Source organism: Rubrivivax rivuli, assembly GCF_004016505.1.
Taxonomy (GTDB): Bacteria; Pseudomonadota; Gammaproteobacteria; order Burkholderiales; family Burkholderiaceae_C; genus Rubrivivax; species Rubrivivax rivuli.
This window is the reverse complement of the sequence record NZ_SACR01000002.1, coordinates 266347-293319: the sequence shown is the minus strand read 5'-3', so window position 1 is coordinate 293319 and position 26973 is coordinate 266347. Positions and strand designations below refer to the sequence as shown.

The 26973-nt window shown below is 69.2% G+C and carries 27 protein-coding genes; 16 read left to right on the top strand and 11 right to left on the bottom strand.

Going from position 1 to position 26973, the window contains the following annotated elements; all coding sequences use genetic code 11:
• Positions 1-209 precede the first annotated feature (209 nt).
• From bchF to EOE66_RS05735, 16 genes are all read left to right on the top strand, one after another.
• Positions 210-773, top strand: a complete 564-nt coding sequence (gene bchF / locus EOE66_RS05810; protein ID WP_128227732.1) for a 2-vinyl bacteriochlorophyllide hydratase — start codon at positions 210-212, stop codon at positions 771-773.
• A complete protein-coding gene (locus EOE66_RS05805) occupies positions 770-2071 on the top strand; it encodes a ferredoxin:protochlorophyllide reductase (ATP-dependent) subunit N (protein ID WP_128227731.1) in 1302 nt (433 codons plus the stop codon). Before bchF ends, EOE66_RS05805 begins: the two co-directional genes overlap by 4 nt.
• A gap of 16 nt (positions 2072-2087) precedes the next feature.
• Entirely contained in the window at positions 2088-3701 is a 1614-nt protein-coding gene (gene bchB, locus EOE66_RS05800) for a ferredoxin:protochlorophyllide reductase (ATP-dependent) subunit B (RefSeq protein WP_128227730.1), read from the top strand.
• Positions 3676-7620, top strand: coding sequence for a magnesium chelatase subunit H (locus EOE66_RS05795; protein ID WP_245478928.1), 3945 nt, complete (start codon positions 3676-3678; stop codon positions 7618-7620). Before bchB ends, EOE66_RS05795 begins: the two co-directional genes overlap by 26 nt.
• 32 nt (positions 7621-7652) lie before the next feature.
• Positions 7653-8534: a ferredoxin:protochlorophyllide reductase (ATP-dependent) iron-sulfur ATP-binding protein gene (gene bchL, locus EOE66_RS05790; protein WP_375137466.1), complete on the top strand. Its 882-nt coding sequence runs from the start codon at positions 7653-7655 to the stop codon at positions 8532-8534.
• An 11-nt stretch (positions 8535-8545) separates the two neighbouring features.
• Complete coding sequence (gene bchM / locus EOE66_RS05785; protein WP_128227728.1) at positions 8546-9250, top strand: magnesium protoporphyrin IX methyltransferase; 705 nt, start codon at positions 8546-8548, stop codon at positions 9248-9250.
• Complete coding sequence (locus EOE66_RS05780; protein WP_128227727.1) at positions 9250-10704, top strand: BCD family MFS transporter; 1455 nt, start codon at positions 9250-9252, stop codon at positions 10702-10704. The genes bchM and EOE66_RS05780 overlap by 1 nt, the downstream gene beginning before the upstream one ends.
• A 22-nt stretch (positions 10705-10726) precedes the next feature.
• Complete coding sequence (puhA, locus tag EOE66_RS05775; protein WP_128227726.1) at positions 10727-11485, top strand: photosynthetic reaction center subunit H; 759 nt, start codon at positions 10727-10729, stop codon at positions 11483-11485.
• Complete coding sequence (gene puhB, locus EOE66_RS05770) at positions 11482-12204, top strand: photosynthetic complex putative assembly protein PuhB (RefSeq protein ID WP_245478927.1); 723 nt, start codon at positions 11482-11484, stop codon at positions 12202-12204. The genes puhA and puhB overlap by 4 nt, the downstream gene beginning before the upstream one ends.
• Positions 12205-12214: 10 nt before the next feature.
• Entirely contained in the window at positions 12215-12688 is a 474-nt protein-coding gene (gene puhC / locus EOE66_RS05765; RefSeq protein WP_128227725.1) for a photosynthetic complex assembly protein PuhC, read from the top strand.
• Positions 12685-13767: a magnesium-protoporphyrin IX monomethyl ester (oxidative) cyclase gene (gene acsF / locus EOE66_RS05760; RefSeq protein ID WP_128227724.1), complete on the top strand. Its 1083-nt coding sequence runs from the start codon at positions 12685-12687 to the stop codon at positions 13765-13767. Before puhC ends, acsF begins: the two co-directional genes overlap by 4 nt.
• Before the next feature lie 5 nt (positions 13768-13772).
• Positions 13773-14618 carry a putative photosynthetic complex assembly protein PuhE gene (gene puhE / locus EOE66_RS05755; protein WP_128227723.1) on the top strand — a complete coding sequence of 282 codons (846 nt, stop codon included), beginning with the start codon at positions 13773-13775 and terminating at the stop codon, positions 14616-14618.
• Entirely contained in the window at positions 14593-16185 is a 1593-nt protein-coding gene (crtI, locus tag EOE66_RS05750; RefSeq protein WP_128227722.1) for a phytoene desaturase family protein, read from the top strand. Before puhE ends, crtI begins: the two co-directional genes overlap by 26 nt.
• Entirely contained in the window at positions 16166-17212 is a 1047-nt protein-coding gene (locus tag EOE66_RS05745) for a phytoene/squalene synthase family protein (protein WP_128227721.1), read from the top strand. The genes crtI and EOE66_RS05745 overlap by 20 nt, the downstream gene beginning before the upstream one ends.
• Before the next feature lie 204 nt (positions 17213-17416).
• Positions 17417-17572 carry a light-harvesting protein gene (locus EOE66_RS05740; RefSeq protein WP_054138974.1) on the top strand — a complete coding sequence of 52 codons (156 nt, stop codon included), beginning with the start codon at positions 17417-17419 and terminating at the stop codon, positions 17570-17572.
• A gap of 9 nt (positions 17573-17581) precedes the next feature.
• Positions 17582-17818 (top strand): light-harvesting protein, encoded by a 237-nt coding sequence (locus tag EOE66_RS05735; protein ID WP_128227720.1) that lies wholly within the window; start codon positions 17582-17584, stop codon positions 17816-17818.
• Positions 17819-18005: 187 nt separating this feature from the next.
• On the opposite strand, the gene EOE66_RS05730 is transcribed toward EOE66_RS05735, so the two are convergent.
• From EOE66_RS05730 to pufB, 11 genes are all read right to left on the bottom strand, one after another.
• Positions 18006-18533 carry a hypothetical protein gene (locus EOE66_RS05730; RefSeq protein WP_128227719.1) on the bottom strand — a complete coding sequence of 176 codons (528 nt, stop codon included), beginning with the start codon at positions 18531-18533 and terminating at the stop codon, positions 18006-18008.
• Positions 18533-19969, bottom strand: coding sequence for a PucC family protein (locus EOE66_RS05725; protein ID WP_310733095.1), 1437 nt, complete (start codon positions 19967-19969; stop codon positions 18533-18535). The genes EOE66_RS05730 and EOE66_RS05725 overlap by 1 nt, the downstream gene beginning before the upstream one ends.
• A gap of 22 nt (positions 19970-19991) precedes the next feature.
• Positions 19992-20840 carry a carotenoid 1,2-hydratase family protein gene (locus tag EOE66_RS05720; RefSeq protein ID WP_245478926.1) on the bottom strand — a complete coding sequence of 283 codons (849 nt, stop codon included), beginning with the start codon at positions 20838-20840 and terminating at the stop codon, positions 19992-19994.
• On the bottom strand, positions 20837-22402 hold the full coding sequence (gene crtD / locus EOE66_RS05715; RefSeq protein WP_128227718.1) for a 1-hydroxycarotenoid 3,4-desaturase CrtD: 1566 nt from the start codon (positions 22400-22402) through the stop codon (positions 20837-20839). Before crtD ends, EOE66_RS05720 begins: the two co-directional genes overlap by 4 nt.
• Positions 22395-23171, bottom strand: a complete 777-nt coding sequence (locus EOE66_RS05710) for a spheroidene monooxygenase (protein WP_128227717.1) — start codon at positions 23169-23171, stop codon at positions 22395-22397. Before EOE66_RS05710 ends, crtD begins: the two co-directional genes overlap by 8 nt.
• A 33-nt stretch (positions 23172-23204) precedes the next feature.
• The gene (gene pufC, locus EOE66_RS05705) at positions 23205-24257 is read right to left on the bottom strand and encodes a photosynthetic reaction center cytochrome PufC (RefSeq protein WP_128227716.1); all 1053 of its coding nucleotides are present in this window, start codon (positions 24255-24257) and stop codon (positions 23205-23207) included.
• A complete protein-coding gene (pufM, locus tag EOE66_RS05700; protein ID WP_128227715.1) occupies positions 24254-25240 on the bottom strand; it encodes a photosynthetic reaction center subunit M in 987 nt (328 codons plus the stop codon). Before pufM ends, pufC begins: the two co-directional genes overlap by 4 nt.
• Positions 25241-25253: 13 nt before the next feature.
• Entirely contained in the window at positions 25254-26093 is an 840-nt protein-coding gene (pufL, locus tag EOE66_RS05695; RefSeq protein WP_128227714.1) for a photosynthetic reaction center subunit L, read from the bottom strand.
• A gap of 109 nt (positions 26094-26202) precedes the next feature.
• Positions 26203-26415 carry a light-harvesting antenna LH1, alpha subunit gene (gene pufA, locus EOE66_RS22285; RefSeq protein WP_128227713.1) on the bottom strand — a complete coding sequence of 71 codons (213 nt, stop codon included), beginning with the start codon at positions 26413-26415 and terminating at the stop codon, positions 26203-26205.
• A gap of 17 nt (positions 26416-26432) precedes the next feature.
• Positions 26433-26654 (bottom strand): hypothetical protein, encoded by a 222-nt coding sequence (locus EOE66_RS05685; protein WP_082354319.1) that lies wholly within the window; start codon positions 26652-26654, stop codon positions 26433-26435.
• 40 nt (positions 26655-26694) lie between these two features.
• Complete coding sequence (pufB, locus tag EOE66_RS05680; protein WP_054138983.1) at positions 26695-26841, bottom strand: light-harvesting antenna LH1, beta subunit; 147 nt, start codon at positions 26839-26841, stop codon at positions 26695-26697.
• Between the last annotated feature and the right edge of the window lie 132 nt (positions 26842-26973).

Below are 26973 nucleotides of genomic sequence, written 5' to 3'. Positions count from 1 at the left end.
CGCGACCGGCTGGTCGTCAAAGCATTCTTTCCTCTCGGTGTTTCCACCGAGACCGCTGCGCCGGGACCCCTGGGCGGGTGCCGGTGTGACCGCCGCGCACAGACGCAGGCGGTGTGCTGGAAATCATGCGGGGCGGTGTTTTGAGTGTCAACTGTGATTTACGTCTATCTGAATTGACAGTTGCCGAACCAGCCCCTAGGCTCCGCTTCATGAATCGATCACAGCGGCCTGCAAGGGCCCCCGGCGCCGCGGTACAGCGCCCCCCGCTGTACACGGCTGAGCAGCGTGTGCGGCGCAACCAGAGCCGCTGGACCCTGGTGCAGGGCCTGCTGGCTCCGGTGCAGTTCGTCGTCTTCCTGGTGAGCGCTGCGCTCGTGCTGCGCTATCTCGCCACGGGTGAAGGCCTCTGGGCGGCCACGATCTCGGTGGTGGTGAAGACGCTGGTGCTCTACACCATCATGGTCACCGGCGCGATCTGGGAAAAGGTGGTCTTCGGCCAGTACCTCTTTGCTCCGGCCTTCTATTGGGAGGACGTGTTCAGCATGCTGGTGCTGGCGTTGCACACGGCCTACCTCGTGGCGCTGGCCACCGGCGTCCTGGGCGCGAGGGGTCAGATGCTGCTGGCCCTGGCGGCCTACGCCGCCTACGTGGTGAACGCAGCCCAGTTCGTCTGGAAACTGCGCCTGGCGCGGCTGGACGAAGCCGCCCGCGCGGCCGGTTCGGGCTCGACCGAGGGCAAGCCCCGCCCCGCGAGCCAGGGGGTGGCCGCATGAACGCCGTGATCCCACTGCACGTGGAAGCGGCCGGCGGCTGCAGCACCGCCCCGGTGCTGAAAGAGCGCGGCCAACGCGAAGTGTTCTGCGGCCTGACGGGCATCGTGTGGCTGCACCGCAAGATCCAGGACGCGTTTTTCCTCGTCGTCGGCTCGCGCACCTGCGCCCACCTGGTGCAAAGCGCCGCCGGCGTGATGATCTTCGCCGAGCCGCGTTTCGCCACCGCCATCATCGACGAGCGCGACCTCGCCGGCCTGGCCGACGCGCAGGACGAACTCGACCGTGTCGTCACCCGCCTGCTCGAGCGCCGCAGCGACATCCGCACGCTCTTCCTGGTGGGCAGCTGCCCCTCGGAAGTCATCAAGCTCGACCTTTCGCGCGCCGCGCAGCGCCTGAGCACACGCTTCGCGCCGCAGGTGCGGGTGCTGAACTACTCGGGCAGCGGCATCGAAACCACCTTCACCCAGGGTGAAGACGCCTGCCTGGCCTCGCTGGTGCCCGGCCTGCCGGTGCCCGCCGCCACGGCCCCGGCGCAACTCGTGGTGGTGGGCGCGCTGGCCGATGTGGTGGAAGACCAGTTCACGCGCCTGTTCGCGCAGATCGGCCTACCGGCGGTGCAGTTCCTGCCCGCGCGCCGCAGCGATGCGATGCCGGCAGTGGGCCCGAACACGCGCTACCTGCTGGCCCAGCCCTTCCTCGCCGACACCGCCCGCGCGCTGGAAAACCGCGGCGCGCGCCGCATCGCCGCCCCCTTCCCGCTGGGCGTGGAAGGCACGCTGGGCTGGCTGACCGCCGCCGCCGCCGCCTTCGGCATCGGCGCCGAAGCGGTGCAGGCCGCCACCGCCGCGCCGCGGGCCCGCGCCGAGGCCGCGCTGACGCGCCACCGCGCCGCGCTCTCGGGCCAGCGCATCTTCTTCTTCCCGGACTCGCAACTCGAGATCCCGCTGGCGCGTTTCCTGGCGCGTGAGCTGGGCATGCAGCTCACCGAGGTGGGCACGCCCTACCTGCACCGCGAACATCTCTCCGAAGAGCTGGCGCTGCTGCCCAGCGGCACCGTGCTGAGCGAGGGGCAAGACCTCGAAAAGCAGCTCGACCGCTGCCGCGCCCAGCAGCCCGACATCGTGGTCTGCGGCCTCGGCCTTGCCAACCCGCTGGAGGCCGAGGGCCTGACGACCAAGTGGGCCATCGAGCTGGTGTTCAGCCCCATCCACGGCTTCGAGCAGGCGGCCGACCTGGCCGAGCTCTTCGCCCGCCCGCTGCGCCGCCGCGCGCTGCTGCAAGCCGGCCTGGCCGCCTGAAGGGACGACGAGCACCATGCAGTTGACGCTCTGGACCTACGAAGGCCCGCCGCACATCGGCGCGATGCGCATCGCCACCGCGATGAAGGGCCTGCACTACGTGCTGCACGCGCCCCAGGGCGACACCTACGCCGACCTGCTGTTCACGATGATCGAGCGGCGCGACGCGCGCCCGCCCGTCACCTACACCACCTTCCAGGCGCGCGACCTGGGCGGTGACACGGCCGAGCTCTTCAAGAGCGCGGCGCGCAGCGCCTACGAGCGCTTCCAGCCGCAGGCCATGATCGTCGGCGCCTCGTGCACGGCCGAGCTGATCCAGGACGACCCGGGCGGCCTGGCCGCTGCGCTGAACTTGCCCTGCCCGGTGGTGCCGCTGGAACTGCCGGCCTACCAGCGCAAGGAGAACTGGGGCGCTTCCGAAACCTTCTACCAGCTGGTGCGCGCGCTGTGCACGCCGCACGTGGCCGTGCCCGCCGTGCCGCGCGAACGCGCCGCCGGGCAGAAGGCCCGCTGCAACGTGCTGGGGCCCACGGCCCTGGGCTTTCGCCACAAGGACGACCTGCGCGAGGTGCTGGAACTGCTGCGCCGGCTGGACGTCGAGATCAACGTCGTCGCGCCGCTGGACGCCACGCCGCACGACCTGACCCGCCTGGGCGAAGCCGACTTCAACGTCGTGATGTACCCGGAAGTGGCCATGCAGGCCGCGCAGTGGCTGCTGCGCAACTTCCGCCAGCCCGTGGTGAAGACCGTGCCCATCGGCGTGGGGGCCACGCGCGAGTTCATCAAGGAAGTGGCCGCGCTCAGCGGTGCCGACCCGGCCCCGCTGCTGAACGACCCGCGCGCGCGTTCGCCCTGGTACTCGAAGTCGGTGGATTCGACCTACCTCACCGGCAAGCGCGTCTTCATCTTCGGCGACGCCACGCACGCCATCGCGGCGGCGCGCATCGCCGCCAAGGAACTGGGTTTCGAGGTGGTGGGCCTGGGCACCTACAGCCGCGAGTTCGCCCGCGACGTGCGCGACGCCGCCAAGCTCTACGGCATCGAGGCCCTGATCACCGACGACTACCTCGAGGTGGAAGACAAGGTGGCCGAGCTTCACCCCGAGCTGGTGCTGGGCACGCAGATGGAACGCCACATCGCCAAGCGCCTGGGCGTGCCCTGCGCCGTGATCAGCGCGCCCATGCACGTGCAGGACTTCCCGGCGCGCCACGCCCCGCAGATGGGCTTCGAAGGCGCGAACGTGATGTTCGATGCCTGGGTGCACCCGCTGATGATGGGCCTGGAAGAGCACCTGCTGCACATGTTCCGCGGCGACTTCGAGTTCCACGATGGCGCCGCCCCGTCGCACCTGGGCTCGGCCGCCAGCCGGCCCGAGCCCGCCGCCGCACCGCTGCAGGCCGAGGTGGCGCTGCTCGAACCCGAAACCACCGCGCCCGCCGCCGGGCTGCCGACACCCCTCACCGGCCTGCCGCTGGCCTGGACCGCCGACGCCGAGAAAGAGCTCAAGAAGATCCCCTTCTTCGTGCGCGGCAAGGCCAAGCGCAACACCGAGGCCTATGCCGGCCAGCGGGGCGTGTCGTCCATCACCGTCGAGACCCTCTACGATGCCAAAGCCCACTTCAGCCGCTGAGAGCGCGGGGGCGCAGCTCGCCAGCAGCAGCGGCACGCTGCCGGCCGAGACGGGCATGGGCGGGCTCTTCGGGCGCAGCGCGCGCCCGGCCCAGGCCCAGACCCGTGCGGCCGATGGCCCGGCGCCCATGCGCGTGGTGCTGGTCACGATGGACAGCCACCTGGCCAGCGCCGCGCAGCGCGCCGCGCGCAGCCTGGCGCGCCAGTTGCCCGGCCTGCAGCTCAGCGTGCACGCCGCCGACGAGTGGGGCAACGACGAACACGCGCTGTCGCGCTGCAAGGCCGCCATCGAGCAGGGCCACATCGTCATCGTGACGATGCTCTTCCTCGAAGACCACTTCATGCCCCTGCTGCCCGCGCTGCAGGCGCGCCGCGAGCATTGCGACGCCATGGTCTGTGCGATGAGCGCGGCCGAGGTGACCAAGCTCACGCGCATGGGCAAGTTCGACATGTCGGCGCCGGCCAGCGGCTTCGTCAGCCTGCTCAAGCGCCTGCGTGGCAAGGCCAAGCAGACCGCCGACAACAAGGCGGACAACAGCACCAAGACGACGGCCGGCGCCGAGCAGATGAAGATGCTGCGCCGGCTGCCGAAGATCCTGCGCTTCATCCCGGGCACGGCGCAGGACGTGCGCGCCTATTTCCTGACGCTGCAGTACTGGCTGGCGGGCAGCGAGGCCAACGTCGGCCACATGGTGCACTTCCTGGTGGACCGCTACGCCGACGGCGCCCGCCGCGGCCTGCGCGGCGCGCTGAAGACCCATGAGCCGGTGGACTACCCCGAGCTCGGCGCCTACCACCCGCAACTCACGCAGCGCCTGGTGCACGAAGCCGCCGATCTGCCGCAGGCGGCCCGCGCCGGCGAACGCGGCACGGTGGGCATCCTGCTGCTGCGCTCCTACCTGCTGGCCGGCAACGCCGGGCACTACGACGGCGTCATCACCGCGCTGCAGGCCCGCGGCCTGCGCGTGCTGCCGGTCTTCGCCACCGGGCTCGATTCACGACCGGCCATCGAGAAATTCTTCTTCGACGGCGAGCGCTGCACGGTCGACGCGGTGGTCTCGCTCACCGGCTTCTCGCTGGTGGGCGGCCCGGCCTACAACGATGCCAAGGCGGCCGAAGAGATCCTGGCGCGCCTGGATGTGCCTTACCTGGCGGTCACGCCGGTGGAGTTCCAGACGCTGGAGCAGTGGGGCGGCAGCGAACGCGGCCTGCTGCCGGTAGAAGCCACGATGATGGTGGCCATCCCCGAGCTGGACGGCGCCACCGGCTCCATGGTCTACGGCGGCCGCGGCAACGCGGCGCACACCGCCTGCACGGGCTGCGACCGCGCCTGCACCTTCGAATCGCTGCACTCCGACGCCGCCGCGCAGGACAGCGGCCACGACATGTTCACCTGCAGCGAACGCGCCGAGATGCTGGCCGCACGCGTGGGCCGCCTGGTCGACCTGCGCCGTTCTCAGCGTGCGCAGCGCAAGGTGGCGCTGGTGATCTTCAACTTCCCGCCCAACGCGGGCGCCACGGGCACGGCGGCCTTCCTCTCGGTGTTCGAGAGCCTCTACAACACGCTGGCCGCGATGCAGCGCGAGGGCTACACCGTCACGCTGCCCGCCAGCGTGGACGCGCTGCGCGACAGCGTGATCAACGGCAACGCCGCGCAGTGGGGCGCCCTGGCCAACGTGCATGCGCGCATCCCGGCCAACGACCATGTGCGCCGCGAGCGCTGGCTCAGGCAGATCGAAGCGGCCTGGGGCCCCGCGCCAGGCAAGCTGCAAAGCGACGGCAGCTGCATCCAGGTGCTGGGCGAACGTTTCGGCAACGTCTTCGTCGGCATCCAGCCCGGCATGGGCTACGAAGGCGACCCGATGCGCCTGCTGTTCGAGAAGGGCTTCGCCCCCACGCACGCCTTCTCGGCCTTCTACCGCTGGCTGCGCGAAGACTTTGGCGCCCACGCGGTGCTGCACTTCGGCACCCACGGCTCGCTCGAGTTCATGCCCGGCAAGCAGAACGGCATGACGGCCAATTGCTGGCCCGACCGCATGATCGGCGACCTGCCGAACTTCTACCTCTACGCCAGCAACAACCCCAGCGAAGGCACCATCGCCAAGCGCCGCGCCGCCGCCACGCTGGTGAGCTACCTCACGCCGCCCACGGCGCAGGCCGGGCTCTACAAGGGGCTGGTCGACCTCAAGGCAGCGATCGAACGCTTCCGCAGCCTGGAGCCCGAGGCCCAGCGCGAACGCGAAGAGCTGGCCGAGATGATCCAGGCCCAGGCCGTGCCGCTGGAACTGGCGCAGGCCGAGCCGGCCTGGGGTGCGTCTGCTGGCGAACACATTGCACGCCTGGCCGACACGGTGCTGGAGCTCGAGTACACGCTCATCCCGCACGGCCTGCACGTGGTGGGCCAGGCGCCCACCGCCGAGCAGCGCGTGGACCTGCTGATGTCGCTGGCCGAAGCCAGCCACGGGCAGCGGCTCGAACGCGCCACCCTGCAGGCCCTGGTGGCCGGCAGCGCCCCGCGCGCCCTGGCGGCGGGCGATGCCGAGCGCGAAACCCTGCTGGCCGCGCTGGCCGAGAGCAACCGCCTGATGGCCGACGACCACGAAGTGGCCGGCCTGCTGCGTGCGCTGGACGGCCGCTTCGTACGCCCGGCGCCGGGCGGTGACCTGCTGCGCACGCCGGCCATCCTGCCCACGGGCCGCAACCTGCACGGCTTCGACCCCTTCCGCATCCCCAGCGCCTACGCGGTGAAGGACGGCGCACGCCAGGCCGAGCGTCTGCTGGCCCGCCACATGAGTGACGGCAACGCACTGCCCGAGAGCATCGCGCTGGTGCTCTGGGGCACCGACAACCTGAAGAGCGAAGGCGGCCCCATCGCCCAGGCCCTGGCCCTCTTCGGTGCCAAGCCGCGTTTCGACAGCTACGGCCGCCTGGCCGGTGCCGAACTGCTGCCGCTGGCCGAACTGGGCCGGCCGCGCGTGGACGTGGTGATCACGCTGTCGGGCATCTTCCGCGACCTGCTGCCGCTGCAGGTGAAGCTGCTGGCCGAAGCTGCCTTCCTCGCCGCCAGCGCCGACGAGCCGCCGGAACAGAACTTCGTGCGCAAGCATGCGCTGGCCTACATGGCCGAACACGGTGGCGACATCGAGACGGCGGCGCTGCGGGTCTTCGGCAACGCCGAAGGGGCCTATGGCGCCAACGTCGGCCTGCTGGTGGACAACGCGCGCTGGGACAGCGAAGACGAGCTGGCCGAGACCTATTCGCGCCGCAAGGGCTTCGCCTACGGTCGCAGCGGGCGCCCGGTGCAGAACGCGCAGTTGCTGCAGGCCGTGCTGGCCAAGGTGGAGCTGGCCTACCAGAACCTCGATTCGGTGGAACTCGGCGTCACCACCATCGACACCTACTTCGACACCTTGGGCGGCATCAGCCGCGCCGTGAAGCGCGCCAAGTCGGTGGCGCAAGGGTCCGAGGCCAAGGTGGCCCCGGTCTACATCGGCGACCAGACGAACGACGCCATCGGCGGCGGCACCGTGCGCACGCTGGGCGAGCAGGTGGCGCTGGAAACACGCACCCGCATGCTCAATCCCAAGTGGTACGAAGGCATGCTGGAGCACGGCTATGAAGGCGTGCGCCAGATCGAAGTGCACCTCACCAACACGCTGGGCTGGAGCGCCACCACCGGCCAGGTGCAGCCTTGGGTCTACCAGCAGCTGAGCGAGACCTTCGTGCTCGACCCGGCCATGCGCGAGCGCCTGGCCAAGCTCAACCCCACCGCGTCCGCCAAGGTCGCGCACCGACTTCTTGAAGCACACCGGCGCCAGTACTGGACGCCGGACGCACAAACGCTCGAGGCCCTGCAACGTGCAGGCGAAGAGCTGGAAGACCGCCTCGAAGGCGTGTACGACGAAAAGGCAGCAGCATGACCGAAACCGTGACTCTCCCCTTCCCGAGCCTGATGAAGAAGGCAGCCCGCGGCGAAGACGGCGAAGGCAGCCTGCAGGTGCAGCTGGACCCGAGCGTGAAGATCGGTACCGCCAAGGTCTTCGCCATCTACGGCAAGGGCGGCATCGGCAAGAGCACGACCAGCAGCAACCTGAGCGCCGCCTTCAGCATGATGGGCAAGCGGGTGCTGCAGATCGGCTGCGACCCCAAGCACGACAGCACCTTCACGCTGACGAAGAAGATGCTGCCCACCGTGATCGACGTGCTGGAGACGGTGGACTTCCACGCCGAGGAACTGCGTGTCGAAGACTTCGTCTTCCCCGGCTACAACGGCGTGATGTGCGTGGAAGCCGGCGGCCCGCCCGCGGGCACGGGCTGCGGCGGCTACGTGGTCGGTCAGACCGTGAAGCTGCTCAAGGAGCACCACCTGCTGGAAGACACCGACGTGGTGATCTTCGACGTGCTGGGCGACGTGGTGTGCGGCGGTTTCGCCGCCCCGCTGCAGCACGCCGACCGGGCCATGATCGTCACGGCCAACGACTTCGACTCGATCTTCGCGATGAACCGCATCGTGCAGGCCATTGGCGCGAAGGCGAAGAACTACAACGTGCGCCTGGGCGGTGTCATTGCCAACCGCAGCGCGGCCACCGACCAGATCGACAAGTACACGGCCAAGATCGGCCTGGAACTGGCCGCCCACTTCCCCGATCTCGACGTCATCCGCCGCAGCCGCCTCAAGAAGAGCGTGCTCTTCGAGATGGAGACCAGCCCCGAACTCGAGGCCGTCAAGCGCGAGTACATGCGCCTGGCTGCCAACCTCTGGCTGGGCGGCAAGGAATACAGCGCGGTGCCGATGAAGGACCGCGACATCTTCGACCTGCTCGGGTTCGATTGAGGCCCACCGCCATGGACGCCCGCTACGAAACCCGCCGCAGTGAGATCGAAGACTACTTCGACCGCACCGCGCTGAAGGCCTGGGAGCAGCTCACCAGCACGGCGCCGGTGGGCCGCATCCGCGCCACCGTGCGGGCCGGCCGTGACCGCATGCGCGCCACGCTGATGGGCTGCCTGCCGCAAGACCTGCGGGGCGCACGCGTGCTCGATGCCGGCTGCGGCACCGGCGCGCTGGCGCTGGAGGCGGCGGCGCGGGGTGCCGAGGTGGTGGCGATCGACCTCTCGCCGGCGCTGGTGAACGTGGCCCGCGAGCGCATGAACGCGCTGCTGGCCGCGCACCCGGTGGCCGGCCGCATCGAGTTCCGCAGCGGCGACATGCTCGACCCGCAGCTCGGCGGTTTCGACCACGTGGTGGCGATGGACTCGCTCATCCACTACGACGAAGCCGACATGGTGCGCGTGATCGAAAGCTGGTCGCAGCGCACGCGCCATTCGATGCTCTTCACCTTCGCGCCGCGCAACCCGGCCCTGGCCGCGATGCGTGCGGTGGGCCGGCTCTTCCCGCGCGGCAACCGCGCGCCATGGATCGAGCCCGTGGCCGAGAAGTCGCTGCGCACGCGGCTGCACCGCGGCGTGCCGCAGTTCCGCCCCGCGCGCACGCAGCGCATCAGCAGCGGTTTCTACACCTCGCAGGCCCTGGAACTGGTGCGCGGCTGATGAACACCCGGCGTGGCGGCAAGGCCCCCTCGAACCTGGCGCTCAAGTGGAAGCGCCTGGGGCCGCGCTTCCTGCCTTTCGCCGACGCCGCCACGGCCGACCTGCCCTTGCCGCGCCTGCTGCGCCTGGGCCTGTTCCAGGTGAGCGTGGGCATGGCCACCGCGCTGATGGTGGGCACGCTCAACCGCGTGATGATCGTCGAGCTGGGCGTGGCCGCCTGGCTGGTGGCGCTGATGGTGGCACTGCCCATCATCGCGGCGCCGCTGCGCGCCTTCATCGGCCACAAGAGTGATGTCTACGCCTCGGCCATCGGCTGGCGCCGCGTGCCCTACATCGGGCTGGGCGCCTTCCTGCAGTTCGCCGGGCTGGCGCTGCTGCCGTTTGCGCTGCTGCTGCTCACGGGGCAGGGCCGTTTCGGCCTGGCCTGGGTGGGGCAACTGGTCAGCGGCCTGTCCTTCCTGCTGGTGGGCGCCGGCCTGCAGACCACGCAGACCGCCGGTCTGGCGCTGGCCTCCGACCTCTCCACCGACGCCACGCGCCCACGCGTGGTGGCGCTGATGTACGTGATGCTGCTCGTGGGCCTGGTGGGCGGGGGCACGGTCTTTGGCCTGCTGCTGGCCGACTTCTCGCCCACGCGCCTGGTGCAGGTGGTGCAGGGCGCGGGCGTGGCCACGGCGGCTCTGTGCGTCGTCGCAGTATGGAAACAAGAGGCGCGCAACTCGAACTGCCGCCGCTCGCCCGCCGAGCCGGCGCCGGCCTTCGGCCCGCGCTGGCAGAGCTTCATCGGCCAGCCCAAGGCGCGCCGTTTCCTCGTCACCGTGGGCCTGGGCACGATGGCCTTCGCGATGCAGGACGTGGTGCTCGAGCCCTACGGTGGCGAGATCCTCAAGCTCAGCGTCGGCGCCACGAGCTCTCTCACCGCGGTGATGGCGCTCGGCGCGCTCGGAGCCTTCGGGCTGGCCGCGCGCTGGCTGGCGCGTGGCGGCGACCCCTACCGCGTGGCCGCCTGCGGCCTGGTGCTGGGCCTGCCGGCCTTTGCCGCCGTCATCTTCTCGGCCCCGGCCGAGGCGCCTTGGCTCTTCCGCTGCGGCACGGCGCTCATCGGCTTCGGCGGCGGACTGTTCTCGGTCGGCATGCTCACGGCGGCCATGTCGCTGGAGCACCGCGACCACGTCGGCCTGGCGCTGGGCGCCTGGGGCGCGGTGCAGGCGACGGCCGGCGGCCTCGGCATCGCGCTGGGCGGTGCACTGCGCGACCTCGTGTCCACGCTGGCCACGCACGGGGCATTCGGCGAAGTGCTGGTGACGCCGGTCACCGGCTACAGCTTCGTCTACCACCTCGAGCTGTACCTCTTGTTCGCGGCGCTGATTGCCATCGGCCCGCTCGTTCGCTCGCTGGGGCCCTCCGTCCGGAGCCCCGGCACCAAGTTCGGCCTGGCCGACCTGCCCGGCTGAATCACGACTGAAGGAGACCCCCATGGGAACCGGAGCCATCACGCAGTACATCGATATCGCCCAGCTGGTGCTCTACGCCTTCTGGATCTTCTTCGCCTTCCTCATCTACTACCTGGTGCTGGAGAACCACCGCGAGGGCTACCCCATGGTCACCGACAACGGTGTCTCGGTGCGGGGCTTTCCCATCCCCGAGCCCAAGACCTACCTGCTTCAGGATGGCCGCACCTTCTCGGCGCCCAACGACATCGTCTCGCCGCAAGTGCTGATGGCCGAGCCGTCGCACCGCTGGGCGGGCGCGCCGCTGGTGCCCACGGGCGCCAACCCGCTGCTGGACGGCGTGGGCCCGGGCGCCTGGGCCGACCGGCACGACCACCCCGACGTGAACTTCGAAGGCCACATCAAGCTGATGCCGCTGCGCGTGGCCACCGAGTTCGACGTGACACGCGGCGACACCGATCCACGCGGCCTGCCGGTGATGGGCGCCGATGACAAGGTGGGCGGCACGGTGGTCGACCTCTGGGTGGACGAGGCCGAGAGCCTGTTCCGCTACATCGAGCTGGAAGCCAGTGCCAACGGCCGGCGTGTGCTGCTGCCGATGAACTTCGCGCGCGTCAAGCGCGACAAGGTCAAGGTCGGCGCCATCCTCAGCCACCAGTTCGCCGACGTGCCCGGCACGCGCAACCCTGACGTGGTGACGCTGCTGGAAGAAGAGAAGATCATGGGCTACTACGGTGCCGGCACGCTCTACGCCGAGCCCTCGCGCGCGGAGCCGCTGCTGTGAAGGCGTTGCGTCGCGCTCCGGCTGCCACCTCGCCGGTGAACGCCAGCGCGCCGCTGGCGCAAGAGCACGAGTTCGAGGCCGCCCGCGGCCTGCCCGAGATGCTGCCGGCCGGTGAGCGTGTGCTCTGGCAAGGCAGCCCGCAGTGGCAGACCCTGGCGCGACAGGCCTTCCACCTGCGCAAGCTGGTGGTGTACTTCGCGGCCTTGATGGTGCTGCGGCTGGCGCTGCTGGCCACCGAGAACGCGAGCTTCGGCACGATGGTTGTGTCGGCGTTGTGGATGCTGCTGCTGGCCGGCTCGGCCCTGGGCATGCTGGCCTTCATTGCCTGGCTGTCGGCCCGCTCGGCCATCTACACGGTGACCAACCGCCGCGTCGTCATGCGCATCGGGGTTGTGCTGACGCTCACCTTCAACATTCCCTTCAAGCGCATCGCCGCCGCCGGCCTGCATGTGAATGCCGATGGCAGCGGCGACCTGCCCCTGCAACTGGCTGGCGACGACCGCATCGCCTACCTGCACCTGTGGCCGCACGCCCGCCCCTGGCGCGTGGGTCAGCCCGAGCCGATGCTGCGCTGCGTGCCTGAAGCCGCCGCGGTGGCCCGCACGCTCGCGCAGGCCTGGGCGCAGGACACCGGCGTCGAACTGCCGGCGCCCGCTGCAGCCTCGGCAGCCCCCGAAGCCCAGGGCCGCGGTGCCACGCCCGCGATGGCCGGCCGCTGAAAGCCACCCCATGAGCAACGCCCACACCCACCCCGACCCGCTGCCCCGTGGCCTGCTGATGGCCATGGCTGCGCTGGTGCTGGTGGCGCTGGCCGGCGTGTCGGCCGTGCGCCTCTCGGGCGTGGCGGTGCGTGCGCCCGATGCCGGCACCGTGCTTTCGCGCAGCCTGAAGTTCAGCGACGCCAGCGATGGCGGCGTGCTCGTCATCGACGCCCGCAGCGGCCAGCAGGTGGCGCACGTGCAGGGCGAGGGCGGCTTCCTGCGCGGCGCGCTTCGCGTGATGGCGCGCGAGCGCCGCATGCGCGGCCTGGGCGGCGAGGCGCCGTTTGAGCTGCTGGGCCGCGCCGACGGCCGGCTCACGCTGCTGGACCCGGCCACCGGCCAGCGCATCGACCTCGAGGCCTTCGGGCCCACGAACGCCGGCGCCTTCGCGGACCTGCTGCGCAGCGCATCACCGTCTGATCCGATCAGGAGTACCCCATGAGCGCCACCCACGCCGTCAGCATCGACAGCCCCGAAGAAGCCGCCCGCAAGGCCAAGCAGGAGACCCTGCTCACGCCCCGCTTCTACACGACCGACTTCAAGGCCATGGACCGCCTGGACGTGAACCCCATCCGCCAGGAGTGGGACACGATGATGGCCGAGTACGAAGGCGACAACAACCACGACCACTTCCAGCGCACGCCCGAGTTCGCCGACGAGGCGCGCGCGCAGATGGCGCAGATGTCGCCCGAGCTGCGCCAGGAGTTCCTGGACTTTCTCATCAGCAGCGTGACCAGCGAGTTCAGCGGCTGCATCCTCTACAACGAGATCCAGAAGAACATCAGCAACCCCGACATCAAGGCGCTGATGCGCTACATGGCGCGCGACGAATCGCGCCATGCGGGTTTCATCAACCAGAGCCTGAAGGACTTCGGCCTCGGCCTCGACCTGGGCGACCTCAAGCGCACCAAGGCCTACACCTACTTCAAGCCCAAGTACATCTTCTACGCCACCTACCTGAGCGAGAAGATCGGCTACGCGCGCTACATCACCATCTTCCGCCAGCTCGAGCGCTGCCCCGAGAAGCGCTTCCACCCCATCTTCAAGTGGTTCGAGCGCTGGTGCAACGACGAATTCCGCCACGGCGAGAGCTTCGCGCTGCTGATGCGCGCGCAGCCGCACCTGCTGCGCGGCGCCAACACGCTGTGGATCCGCTTCTTCCTGCTGGCCGTCTACGCCACCATGTACGTGCGCGACCACACGCGCCCCATGCTGAAGAACGCCATGGGCCTGGACGCCACGGCCTACGACTACGAGGTCTTCCGCATCACGACGGAAATCAGCAAGCAGGTCTTCCCGATCTCGCTCGACCACGACCTGCCGGCCTTCCGCGCCGGCATGACGCGGCTGTATGAGCTGTCGATGCGCATGGATGCCGCCAAGGCGCAGGGCGGTGTCATCGGCAAGCTGAAGCAGGCCGGTCTGGCCGTGCAGGGCTTCGCCACCTTCGCACGCCTGTACTTCCTGCCGGTGAAGCACCACGAACTGCCCGCGCAGGTGCGCGTCGCGCCGGCCTGGTGACATCGATGTCCGAAGCGCTCTGGCCCATCCTGTTTGCGGTGTTCGTCTGGTGGTTCTCCACCGGACTGGTGCTGCTGCTGGATGGCCTGCCGCGCACCACCTTCCGCTGGAGCCACCTGATCAGCAGCGCGCTGGCGGTGATGGCGCTGGTGGGCCTGCAGAGAACGGCGTCGCAGTCCGACGTGGGCTCCGCCTACTGCGCCTTCACCTGCGCGCTGCTGGTCTGGGGCTGGCATGAACTCAGTTTCCTCACCGGCTGGGTCACCGGCCCGCGCCAGCAGGCCTTGGACACCGGCCTGCGCGGCTGGCCGCGTTTCGTGCAGGCCACAGCCACGCTGTTGTGGCACGAACTGGCCATCCTGGCCACGGGGCTGCTGATTGCCGCGCTCACCTGGGGTGGCAGCAACCAGGTTGGCGTGGCCACCTTCGGCGTGCTCTGGGCCATGCGCATCAGCGCCAAGCTCAATGTCTTTCTCGGTGTGCGCAATCTCAGCGTCCAGCTGCTGCCGGTGCACCTTCGCTACCTGGGCAGCTACTTCCGCCACCGGGCGATGAACCTGCTCTTTCCTGTCGTCGTCACGGCCGCCACGGTGGTGGCGGTGTGGCTGGTGGCCTATGCCCTGGCCCAGGCGCCGGGCAGTGCCCGGGCCGTTGGCGCCTGGCTGGTGACGGCGTTGCTGGTGCTGGCCATCGTCGAACACTGGTTGCTGGTGCTGCCGCTGGAGGCCACGGCGCTGTGGCGCTGGGCCTTGCACGACCCTTCAAGCCGAGCTGCTCCTGTCGTGGAGCCGGTGGCCCATCTGCCTGAAATGGTCCTGGACAACGATGACAAGCTTCTTCACGCCCGCTGACAGCGCCACGGGCTCTGCCCTGCGCGCCGTCACGCCCACGCCGCCGGCCGCTGTGCCTGCGCGCGGCCGCTCCGGGGGCGCGCCGGCGCCCAAGGCCATCGTCATCGGCAGTGGCTTTGGCGGCCTGGCCGCCGCGGTGCGCCTGAGCTGCAAGGGCTACGACGTCGAGGTCTACGAAAAGCTCGACGCGCCCGGCGGTCGCGCCTATGTCTGGCGCGAGGGTGGCTACACCTGGGACGCCGGCCCCACCATCATCACCGCCCCCTTCATGCTGGAGGAGCTGTGGGCGCTGTGCGGCAAGCGGCTGGAAGACGACGTCACGCTGAAGGCGCTGGACCCGTTCTACCGCATCCGTTTCGACGACGGCACGCACTTCGATTACAGCGGTGATGCCGACAAGATGCGCGCCGAGGTGGCCCGCATCTGCCCTGAAGACTTGCCCGGCTACGAACGTTTCCTGCTGGAAGCCGCCAGCTGCTACCGCCAGGGTTTCGAAGAGCTCGGCCCGCAGGCCTTCGACGGCATCGGCAGCCTGCTCAAGGCCGTGCCGGCGCTGGCGCGCATGCGCGGCTGGCGGAGCCTGCACCACATGGTGGCCGGGCACATCAAGCATCCGAAGCTGCGTGTGGTGATGACCATCCACCCGCTGCTGATCGGCGGCAACCCGTTCTCGGTCACCTGCATCTACAGCCTCATCAACACGCTCGAACGCCGCTACGGCGTGCACTGGGCGATGGGCGGCACCGGCGTGCTGGTGCAGGGCCTGGTGAAGCTGCTGGCCGACCGGGGTGCACCGGTGCACCTGAATGCCGAGGTCCAGCGCATCACGGTCGAAAACGGCCAGGCCACGGGCATCGAACTCGCTGACGGCACGCGCCGTCGCGCCGACATCGTGGTCAGCAACGCCGACACCGCCTGGACGTACCGCAACCTGGTGGAGCCGCAGCACCGCCGCCACTGGACCAACGCCAAGATCGAGCGCGGCGACTACTCGATGAGCCTTTTCGTCTGGTACTTCGGCACCACGAAGCAGTTTCCCGACGTGCCGCACCACATGATGGTGCTGGGCCCGCGCTACGAAGGCCTGCTGAAGGACATCTTCAAGAAGCACAAGCTCGCGCCCGACTTCAGCCTCTACCTGCACCGCCCCACGGCCACCGACCCGAGCATGGCGCCCGCCGGGCGTGATTGCTTCTACGTGCTGGCCCCGGTACCCCACCTCGACAGCGGCACCGACTGGCCGGCCTTTGCCGAGACCTTCCGCCAGGCCGTGGAGAAGCGCCTGGACGAGACCGTGATGCCAGGCTTCGGCGCGTTCGTGGAGCACTCGCGCGTGACCACGCCGCAAGACTTCCACGACCGCCTGCTGTCCTTCAAGGGCGCGGCCTTCGGCCTGGAGCCGCTGCTGCTGCAAAGCGCCTGGTTCCGCCCGCACAACCGCAGCGAAGACGTGAAGAACCTCTTCATGGTGGGTGCCAGCACCCACCCTGGCGCCGGCGTGCCCGGCGTGTTGATGTCCGCCAAAGCCCTGGAAACGGTGGTGCCGCATGCCCATAGCTTCAACTGAACTTCACGCGTCCGACAGCGCCAGCTGCCGCGAACTGATGCGCGGCGGGTCCAAGACCTTCTTCGCCGCATCGCTGCTGCTGCCGGCGCGCGTGCGCGAGCCGGCGCGGGCGCTCTACGCCTTCTGCCGCCTGGCCGATGACGAGATCGACGACGGCGACAACCCGCAGGCCGCGGTGCTGCGCCTGCAGCGCCGGCTGGACGCCGTGTACGACGGCCGCCCGCTGAACATCGGTGTCGATGCGGCATTGGCCCAGGTGGTGCACCGCTTCGACATGCCGCGCGAACTGCTCGACGCGCTGATCGACGGCTTCTACTGGGACACCACCGCCCGCACCTACGAAACCCTGCAGGACGTGCAGGACTACGGTGCACGCGTGGCGGGCACCGTCGGCGCGATGATGGCCGTGATCATGGGCGTGCGGGGCGAAGCGGCCATGGCCCGCGCCTGCGACCTGGGCGTGGCGATGCAGCTCACCAACATCGCGCGCGACGTCGGTGAAGACGCCCGCCGCGGGCGCCTGTACCTGCCGCGGCAGTGGCTGCGCGAGGCCGGCATCGATGTCGAGGCCTGGCTGCAGCAGCCGGTTTTCGACGCCCGCATCGCGGGTGTGGTGCAACGCCTGCTGCACACCGCTGATGCGCTGTATGCGAAGGCCGACCACGGCATCGCGGCACTGCCGCGCGATTGCCGCGCCGCCATCCACGCCGCGCGCCTGGTCTATGCCGAGATCGGCCGCGAGATCGAACACAACGGACTCGACTCCATCACACGCCGCGCTGTGGTGAGCAAGCAGCGCAAGCTGGCCTTGATCGCACGCGCCAGTGCCGCCGTGGTGCGCACGCCCGCGGTGGTGCGCATGCCGCTGCCGGTGCTGCCCGCGGTGCAGTTCCTGGTGGACGCGGCCGTGACGGCAGCGCCCACCCCCCTGTCGGCCGGCCCGGCTTCGCGCAGCTTCGACGACCGCATGGGCTGGGTGATTGCGCTGTCGGAGCGTCAGGCGCTGCATCAGAGCGTTGCCCGATGAACGCTGCACCCGCGAAAGCGGCTCGCTTTTTTTTCTCGAAAGTGTCACGGGTACGTGACAGCCTGGGTTGTAAACGGCAATTGACCAATTACATCCCGGGGCGTAGAGTTCCTCTGAAGTCTGGGGGAATTGCGTGGCCAACGCAGCCACAAGAAGCCCTCGTGCGGGTTCAGCACGGTATGTCTGACTATTGGAGAGAACAACATGGCAGATGATCCGAACAGAGTTTGGCCGTCGGGGCTTACCACCCCAGAAGCTGAAGAATTGCAACAGGGCTTGGTCGAGGGCACCCGAATCTTCGGCCTCATCGCTCTGCTGGCGCACTTCTTCGCCTACGTCTATTCCCCGTGGCTTAAGTAAGGAGACCTCATGAACCAAGGCAAAGTTTGGCGTGTGGTCAACCCCACCATCGGCGTTCCTCTCTTCCTGGGCGCAGTGGCACTGACCTCGCTGTTCGTGCACTACCAGCTCCTGAAGACGACGCAGTGGCTGCCGGCCTACTACCAGGGCGGCCCCAAGGCGGCCCCGAAGGCGGCTGATGCCACGATGGCGGCACCCACCGTCACGGCGCAGAGCGCGACACCGGCCGCACCGGCCAAGCAGTAAGGCTCGCTCGATCCGTCGAGCACCCCTGCAGAAGCGGGGCACCGGCATCCCTGGATGCCAGTGCCCCGATTTCTTTTGGGCGGCACGTTTCGAATCCATCGTGAATTCGCGCGCAATGAAAAAGGCGATGCACCTGGCACCGCCTTTTGCGAGTTGAAAGCGCGCCGAATGGCGCGCGGTGGCTAACTCAAGCCAATTGCGTCAGTGATACCAGCGTCATCACGGCAGCGGCGAAGCTGAAGACCAGGGCGAAGGTGTAGCGGGCGGCCCGCACCTTGTGCACACTCATGGCCAGCAGGTAGGCCTCGCGCGGCTGGCGCGTGTGCACCGCGGCGTCGGCGCCCCAGAGCAGGGCGAGGTTGGGGATCATCAGCACGCAGCTGAAGAGCGCCAGCACGAAGCCCCACCGGTTGAGTTGCGCAAAGCTCTCGGCGGCGCCGCTGCCGGCCTGGTAGGCCATCAACACCATCACCAAGGCCAGCAAGGCGTCGAACTGCATCAGGCCCACCGATCGGCGCGTGATGCCGTCCAGGGCCTTTTCCACGGCGTGCACCGCGGCGAACTTGCCGACCGCCTCATCAGCGGCGCGTTCGACCATCGCCGCCTCGAAGTTGTTGACGTCGGTCTCGGTGTGGGGCGTACCCCAGAACAGGCGCTTCTTCATCGTCATGGCCCAGGTGCTGGGGGCGTGGCGGGGGGCGGAGGTGAGTTTCATCAGGGTGTCTCGCTGGCGGGGTGGTGAGGGGTGGGTCCGGGCACCGCGATGGCAGAGCGGCGCAGCAGGGGTGCCATGGCCACCACGGTGGCCAGCAGCAGGACGATCTCGAGGCTGTAGACCGCGGTGTAGGGCGTGGCTCGCGCGTCTGCGTGCAACGCGCCTCCCAGGCTGGCGAGCACGTCTCGCATCACACCGCCCAGGGCGACGGCCACACCCGCGGCGGTGGCCTGCACGGCGCCCCAGGCGCCCAGCGCCAGGCCCACTTGCTGCGGCGGCGCTGTCTGCATGGTGGCGGTGAGCGTGCCGTGGGCGAAGAGCCCGCCACCGAAGCCGATCAACCAGACGCCCAGGCCGAAGAGCGCGGGCGTCTGCAAGGGCGCCGCTGCGATCACGGTCATGAACGCGGGAATGCCCACGAGCGCGCCTGCGCTGGCCATGCGGAAGGGATCGGCGCCGCGGCCGAGCACGCGCGAGGCCAGTGCAAAGCCGATCAAGCCGCCGATGGCCAGCGTGGCGGTGAGCTGGGTGGTGGCGCCCACCGTCATGCCCAGCACCTGGCCGCCATAGGGTTCAAGCAGCACGTCCTGCATGCCAAAGGCCATGGTGCCCAGGCCCACCGCGACGAGGCGGCGCCGCGCCTGCGCGCCCTGCAGGAAGTGCCCCCACGCCTGCTGGAACGAAGGCTCCTCGCGGCGCGGCCGCTGCAGCATGCCGCGCTGCCGCGTCTCTTGTTTCCACAGCGCCAGGATGTTGAGCGCGATCGTGACCACCGCCGAACCCTGGATGACCTGGATCAGCCTGGCCGGGCTGAACTCTTCCAGCAAGGCGCCGAAGACCAGCGCGCTGACGATCATGCCCAGCAGCTGCGAGACGTACATCAGCCCCACCACCTTGGGCTGGGTCTCGATCGGGGCGAGGTCGGTGGCCAGCGCCAGGCCGGCGGTCTGCGTGATGTGCAGGCCCGCGCCCACCAGCAGGAAGGCCAGGCCGGCGCCGAGGTGACCGATCCACGCCGGCCACTGCTGCGCGTTGCCGCCGCCCGAAAGCACCAGTAACGCGAAGGGCATGATGGCCAGCCCGCCGAACTGCACCATGGTGCCCTTCCAGATGTAGGGCACGCGCCGCCATCCCAAGGCGCTGCGGTGGTTGTCGCTCTTGTAGCCCACCAGCGCGCGCATCGGCGCGAAGAGCACCGGCAGCGAGATCATGATCGCCACCAGCGCCGCCGGCACGCCCAGCTCGACGATCATCACGCGGTTGAGCGTGCCCACCAGCAGCACGAGGGCCATGCCGACGCTGACCTGGAACAGGCTCAGGCGCAGCAGGCGCAGCAGCGGCAACTCGGCGCTGGCCGCGTCGGCAAACGGCAGGAAACGTGGGCCCAGGCGGGCCCAGCCCTTCATGGTGCCGGTGATGAGGTCGGGGATCTTCACGGAGGGGCCGGGAGTGTCGGGATCAGCGCACCCTGGGCATGCGCCAGGGCAGCATCAGGCGTGTGCTGCGAGCCACCACGCGCGGTACGTTGAGGGTTTCGTGCACCGAGGTCACGCGCTCGCCGAGCAGGCCCGACTGCAGCACGCTGCGCACGTAGAAGGGCGTGTCTTCCAGCGTCTGCTCCACGAGCGCGGGCTCGTAGGGGTCGGTGCGCATGGTGCGGTTGATGCGCCACGCGGTGCGGGGCAGGGGCTGGCGCGGTGGGGGTGAAAAGGCCTCCGAGCTGCCATCGGGCATGAAGCGGCGCGAGACCACGCGGTCGCGGCCGTTCTTCTGGCGCACGTCGTAGATCACGGCGGTGCTGCCGTCCTTCATGCCTGCGCGCGACCAGTCCCACTCGGTGAAGGGGCGGTCGATGGGTTCGTCGCCTTCGTTGCTGTCGAGGTAGGCCTCGCCGGCCCAGCTTGCGCCGGGTTTGTCGAGCTCCACCTCCACGCGTGCGCAGGGCGCGATCGGCCCCCAGCGGTGGCGGCCGCCGTCGTCCAGTGCGGTGACGAAGTTCGCCAGCCCACGCGGCCACACGCGCACGCGGCCGCGCACGCGCTGCGGCAGGGGCACGCTGATCTCGTCGAGTTCGATGAGCAGCGACTGCCCGTCCCAGTGCAGCCGGCTCGGGCCGATGGCGAGCTCGGTGGCGCTGCGGCGCAGGCTGGCCTTGCTGCGCTCGGTCATGGTCCAGCGACGGCCTTGTGCGCCGTAGAGCGCCACGTTGATGGCGACATGGTTCTCGGCCTCGGTGGCCGGGTTGCGGGCCAGGGCCCAGGCGTAGTAGGGGGAGAAGACACTGCCGACAAATGCGATGAGGCTCAACGCATGGCGACCGTCGTCGCTGATCGCGTCGACGTACCACCAGAGGTAGCCACCGGGTGCCACCGGCTGGTCGAAACGAGGTGCGCCATCGAGGCCGCGGCCGCCAGTTGCCCTGACAGGGCTGCCATCGGCACGCCCGGACCCGGGTGCACCCCACCCCCCGCCAGAAACAGGCCCGGCACCCGGCAGCTCGCGCCAGGCCGGCGGAACAGCGCCATCCAGCCGTGCGTCGCCGGGCCATACAGCGCCCCCCCACTGGCCGGGAAGAGACGGTGGAAGTCCGCCGGCGTGGTGCGCTGGGTGCTCGTGTTCATCTCGAGCTGCAGGCCGCAGCGATGCAGCAGGGACAGGCTCCGTTGTTCGCATGGGTCTGTCTCCAGGGCATCGAAGGAACGCCGGTCGCCGTCGGGCGGGGCGTTCATCAGGCACAGCAGCCGCTCGGGCGTGCCGGCGGGCAAGGGTTGTGGGCCTTCGCGGTCTTGCGCGCACACATAGACGGTGCCCGCCTGCGGCAGGCGGCGGCGTTGGAAGATGTCTTGGAACTCGCTGCGGTAGTCGTCTTCGAAGAAGACGTTGTGGTGCGCGAGTTCAAAGCCGGCCGTGGGGGTCTTCACTGCCCAGGTCACGGCCGAGAGCGAGCGGCGTGCGCGCGGCAGCGGCGGCACGGCCTGGCGCAAGGCGTCTCCCAGCAGGCCCTGCACCAGCGCCTGGGGGTCGCCGTTGAAGACCACGGCATCGGCGTGCAGCTCTTCGCCCCCGGCCAGTTGCACCCCGCGCGCCACGCCGTCTTTCAGCAAGATGCGCGTGCAGGGCGTGCCGTACCGCAGCGTGGCGCCATGCCGCTCGGCCAGCTGTGCGAAGCGCTGGGCCACGGCATGCATGCCGCCCTCCACGGCCCAGACGCCGTCCATCTCCACCTGCGCCACCAGCATCAGCGTGGCCGGCGCCTGCCAGGGCGAGCCGCCGCAGTAGGTGGCGTAGCGGCCGAAGAGCTGGCGCAGGCGCGCGTCGTGGAAATGCCGGCCGAGATAGCGCCACAGCGTGTTGAAGGGCCCCAGACCCGTGAGCGTGGCCAGGCCGCGTGGGCCGAGGCTGGCGATCATCGAGGCCACGCTGGGCTTGGCGCCGCGCATGTACGGGCCTTCCAGCGTGCGGTAGACCTTGCGGGCCTCGTCGCAAAAGGCGAGGAAACGCTGCGCTTCGGCGGCGCCGGCGAAGGTGCCGATGGCCTCGGCCGAGCGGCGGCGGTCGGCGTGCAGATCGAGCGTGGCGCCGTGGCCGCGCCAGGCATGGCGGGCCAGCACGTCCAGCGCTCGCAGCGCGGGCAGGTCAGACAGGCTGTGGCCGGCCTGTTCCAGGATCTGTTCGAACACCCAGCGCAGCGTGAACACGGTGGGCCCGGCGTCCATGGCGCTGCCATCCACCACCTGCTGGCGCATCTTGCCGCCGGGGCCGGCCGCCGCGTCCACCAGCGTCACCTGCACGCCCTGGCGCGCCAGCAGCAGCGCGGCCACGAGGCCGCCCATGCCGGCACCGACCACGACGACGCGGCGCTCAGCCATGGGCCTGCCCCTGCCAGCAGCCCTGCAGCTGCAGCGGCACGAAACGCACGAACATCGATTCGCTGAAGTGCCCGCCGCCGTAGGCCGCGCGGATGGCCTGCTGGTGCGCGCCGCTGCGCGCGTAGGCGTCCATCGCGGCGGTGCTTCGCCACAGGCTGAAGGTGCACTGGCGCAGCACGGGCGCTTCGCCCAGGCCAGCGGCGAGCAGGCAGCCCTCGGCGCGGGCCAGCGAGGCCTCGGCCGGCGGCGACAGGCGCCAGAAGGCCAGCGCGCGCTGCGGCTTGATGGAGGCCCGTGTCAGCGCGGCGATGGGACCTTTGCCGGCGTCTGGCGCGTCGGCGGTGACGTCCATCGCTGCGCCCGACCAACTGCCTTTGCTGCTGGTGGCGCGCAGCAGCGTCACCAGGCATTCGCGCGCATGGGCGCGCCAGGCAGCGAGTTGCGGGTCTTGTTCGATGAACAGGCGGGCCGCTTCTTCGGTGTCGAAACCGAGGAACAGGCCGCGGTGCGTGCCGCTGGGCTTCAGGCCGAAGCCGCCGCCCTGGCCGCTGCCCATCACCTTGATGAACTGCAGCCCCGGCACGCCGCGAAACGGCCGCGCGCCCAGCACCAGCCGGCCCCAGGCCCACAGGCGTGCAGCGGGCGCCATGTCGGCCAGCACCAGCACCGCCACGCTGCCGGCGCTGCGCGTGCCCGTTCGGCTGCTGCCGCCGGTGCCTGCCGCCGAACGCGCCGTCGGCACGGGGCCCTGGAGCGCGTCCGGTTGCATGGTGGTGCCGGTTGCGGTGGCTTCAGCCCACCCTCATTGCGGTGCGCTGGCCGCGGCCGCGGCCGCAGGCGCTGCGCCGCTCAGGGCCTGCAGGCCCGGCCAGTTCTTGGCCATGGCGGCGCCGTACAGGGGCTTGTTCACGCCCTGGTGGCAGGTGGCGCAGGCCACCAGCGGCGTGTCGCCGTTGGGCCCGAGCTTGTTCTTGGGCAGCACCTTGCCCAGCGGCAGCGTGTAGCCCACGTTCAGGTCGCGCACCATGTTGATGCCGTGCCAGGCTTGCGTGCGTTGCGGTGGGCTCTCGGCCCAGTTGCCGAAACTGCGGCTGTTGTGGCAATGCGTGCAGTTCACACCCAGCGAGCCCGAGAAGTGGAACATCAGCGCGTAGGTGCCTTCGGTGGCCTGGATGCTCACATCGTTGCCGGTGGGCAGTGCCGTGGTGCCGCCCACGCGGATCTGCTTCACATCGGTGAGGTACATCGTCACCGGATCGGCGGGCAGCGAAGACAGGCCTACCGTCGGAGAACCGAGGTTCTGGCCGTTGCGGTTGCCGATGAAATCGGCTCGCTTGTCCTGCGCCTTGGGCTGGAACCAGGTCTGCGCGGGCACGTTGTTGCCGCGGTGGCAGGTGTAGCAGGTGACACCGGTGTTCGCGACGTGCTGTTTCCAGTTCGCGTTCACGTTCTGCGTCATCTGGATCATCTTGCGCGCCACGATCTTGGTGTAGACCGAGTCGTCGGCGAAGTTGCCCGGCACATGGCAGTAGTTGCAGCCCTGCTCGGGGGCCACCCAGGCCGTGATGGCCGCCATCTGCGCCGTGAACTGCGCCAGGCTCAGGTCGCCCAGCACCTGCACGTTCTGCAGCACGTCCTTGGCCTTGGGGCCTTCGGGGCTGCCGGCGTCGAGCTGCGGCGGTGCCACGTTGGCCGCCACCTTCTTGGCCTCGGTGCGCGGGTTGATGTTCTGCTCCATCGCGGTGCCGCGATAGCCGATCTGCTTGGAGTCGATGGGCGGGCGTTCGCAACCGGCCAGCAGCGCGGCCGCGGCCAGGCTGGTGATCAGCACGCTCGGGCGTGTCAGCAGGTTCATGGCTTGGCTCCTTGCAGGGTGGCCGGGTCGACCATGTTGCCGAACACGGGCGGGTAGGGCGGCGCAACACCGTGCTGCACGGCCCAGAGGTACCAGTTGTCGACCACGGTGCCGGTGAGCAGGATGCCGATGCCGCCGGTCAGCGGGCACAGCACCGCGAACCACCAGGCCCAGCGGTGGATGGACTCCATCGTCGCGTTCCAGCCCATGGTCCAGCGCCAGAAGAGCGCAGCGCGTTCGCTGGCACTGCCGCGGTCGACGATCTGCTCCAGCTCGCGTTCACCGCCGAAGCGGCTGACGGCGAGGATGGTGCCGCCGTGCATCGCGAAGAGCAGCGCACTGCCGTAGAGGAAGGCGATGCTCAGCGCGTGGAAGGGGTTGTAGAACAGGTTGCCGTAGCGGATGCTGAAGGCGGCCGTCCAGTCGAGGTGGCTGAAGATGCCGAAGGGCACCGCCTCGGACCAGCTGCCCATCAGCACCGGGCGGATGAAGCCCAGCACCAGGAAGAGCCAGATCGCCGCGGCAAAGGCCCACGCGATGTGCGTGCCCAGGCCGAGGGCGCGGGCCCGGGTGTACATGCGCGTCCACCACAGCAGGATGCTGGTGGTGAGGAAGCCGCCGGCCATGAGCCACCAGCCGCCCTGGTTCAGCGGCGGCAGGCGCAGGCCGTACTCGGGCGCTGGCGGGTCCAGCGACAACCAGAACAGCTGGCGGATGAACTCCACCGGGTTCCAGTTCACCGAGGCCAGCATGTTGAAGCCGATGATCACGAAGGCCAGCGTGCCGAAGAAGATCGACGCGATGCCCAGGCGGCCGAGGTAGATGCGTCCCATCTGGGCCATGCCGAGCTTGCCCAGGATGGGCACCGAGATCGGCGAGCCGTCGCGGGCGATGCTGGTGCCTTCGACGTGCGGCACGCCGTTGTGCAGCGGGCCCGCGGCGCGGACCGTGGTGAAGAGGTTTTGGTATTCGACGTGGATCATGTTCGCTCCTGCTTCACTTCAGAGGCCATTGCGACCAGATCGGCATGTTCAGCCACCAGCCCCACCACTCGGGCCAGCCGCGGGTCCAGAAGGGCCCGCTGATGACGATGCACACGGCACTGAAGAAGACCGCTGCCATCGCCAGGAACAGGCCCAGGCGGTGGATGCCCAGCGAGCCGATCGAGTAGCCGATGGCGTCGCGGAAAAAGGTGTCCTCGTGGTCGGTGGTCTTCACCACCTGGCCCTTCTTCGGGTTGCTGGCCGAGAGGATCAGGCCGCCGTGCATCGACAGGGCCAGGCAGCACGTGAAGAAGAACGTGATGGCCAGCATGTGCGCCGGGTTGTAGTGGAAGTGCAGGTACTGGTAGCCCACGTTGGACACCCAGTCGAGGTGGCTGAAGATGCCGTAGGGGAAGCCGTGCCCCCAGGCGCCCAGCAGCACGGGGCGGATCACCACCAGCGTGACGTAGGCGAAGATGGCCATCGCAAACGCGATGGGCACGTGGTACTGCATGCCGAGCTTGCGGCAGATCTCCACCTCGCGCAGCGCCCACGAGACAAAGGCACCGATGGCGCAGACCGTGATCACCTGCCACAGCCCGCCTTCCATCATCGGCGCCAGGCCCAGGCCGTATTTCAGGTCGGGCGGTGCGATGTTGATCTGCCAGAGATTCCAGGTCGGCCCCTGCGAGGCGCCCCAGAGGATCATGGCCGTGCCCACGAAGCTGAAGAACAGCGTCGTGACACCGAAGAAGCCGACGTAGAACGGCCCGACCCAGAAGTCGAAGAGATCACCCCCGACGAGGGTGCCGCCGCGCACGCGGTACTTCCGCTCGAAACTCAACATGGCCATATTCAGTCCTCCGACCGCTGCGCTGGCACGCGCACGCGGCGAGTGTTTGGTGGCAGCGGAACGGAACCGGCCGGAGCCGGCCCGTCCGCTGCTGCTGACGCGACGAGAGTTACTTCGACAACGACAGTTGGGCCACCGCCGTGGTGGCGGTTGCCGCCGGCACGGTGGCCGCGGCCTTCTTGGCTGGCGGCGCACCGTCCAGCCAGTTGTACTTGTTGGTGCTGAGCAGGATGAGGTGAATCATCACTGCGATGCCGAACAAGAAGACAGCTTGCGCCACGAGGACCCGAAGGGGGTCGATCAAACGCCAGATTCTCCACATGGTTCCGAGCTCCTAATTCAAATTACGTAGGACATGAACGTGTAGACGGCGGCTTTCACGCCCCCGAACAACCCACTCACGCCTTCTGCACCGGGCAGCCACGTCCGCCACGGCCGGCCCAGCAATGCGCCCGTGAGGGCGATCACCAGAAACACGACAAAACTCAGTCCGAAAAGCAGGAGTTCCTTGCGGTTCGCCAGCGTCGGTGCCGAATGAAGTGCACTGTTGGTTTGAGCCATGGTTTTCGCTTCCTGTCAGGTGTGTCTGATCAGACGTCGATCAGAGCCACGGGCGCCAGATCCACACCAGCATGTGTGCGGCCAGGGCCACGGCGGTGAAGCCGATGAAACCTTGGACGTAGTAGCGGTGGAATTCCTGCGCTTCGTCGTCGGAGAGGCCCGAGATCGAGCCCTTGTTTTCAGCCATCAGAAATCTCCTTAGGCTTGGCTTTGCAGCCAGCCGCGCGCCAAGCCCGCGCGACAAGGGCAGTCGCGGCCGGGTGCCGCAACGTCAGGGGCACTGGGTGCAGGGCACCCGATGCGTGTGAGGGGCGTGCGG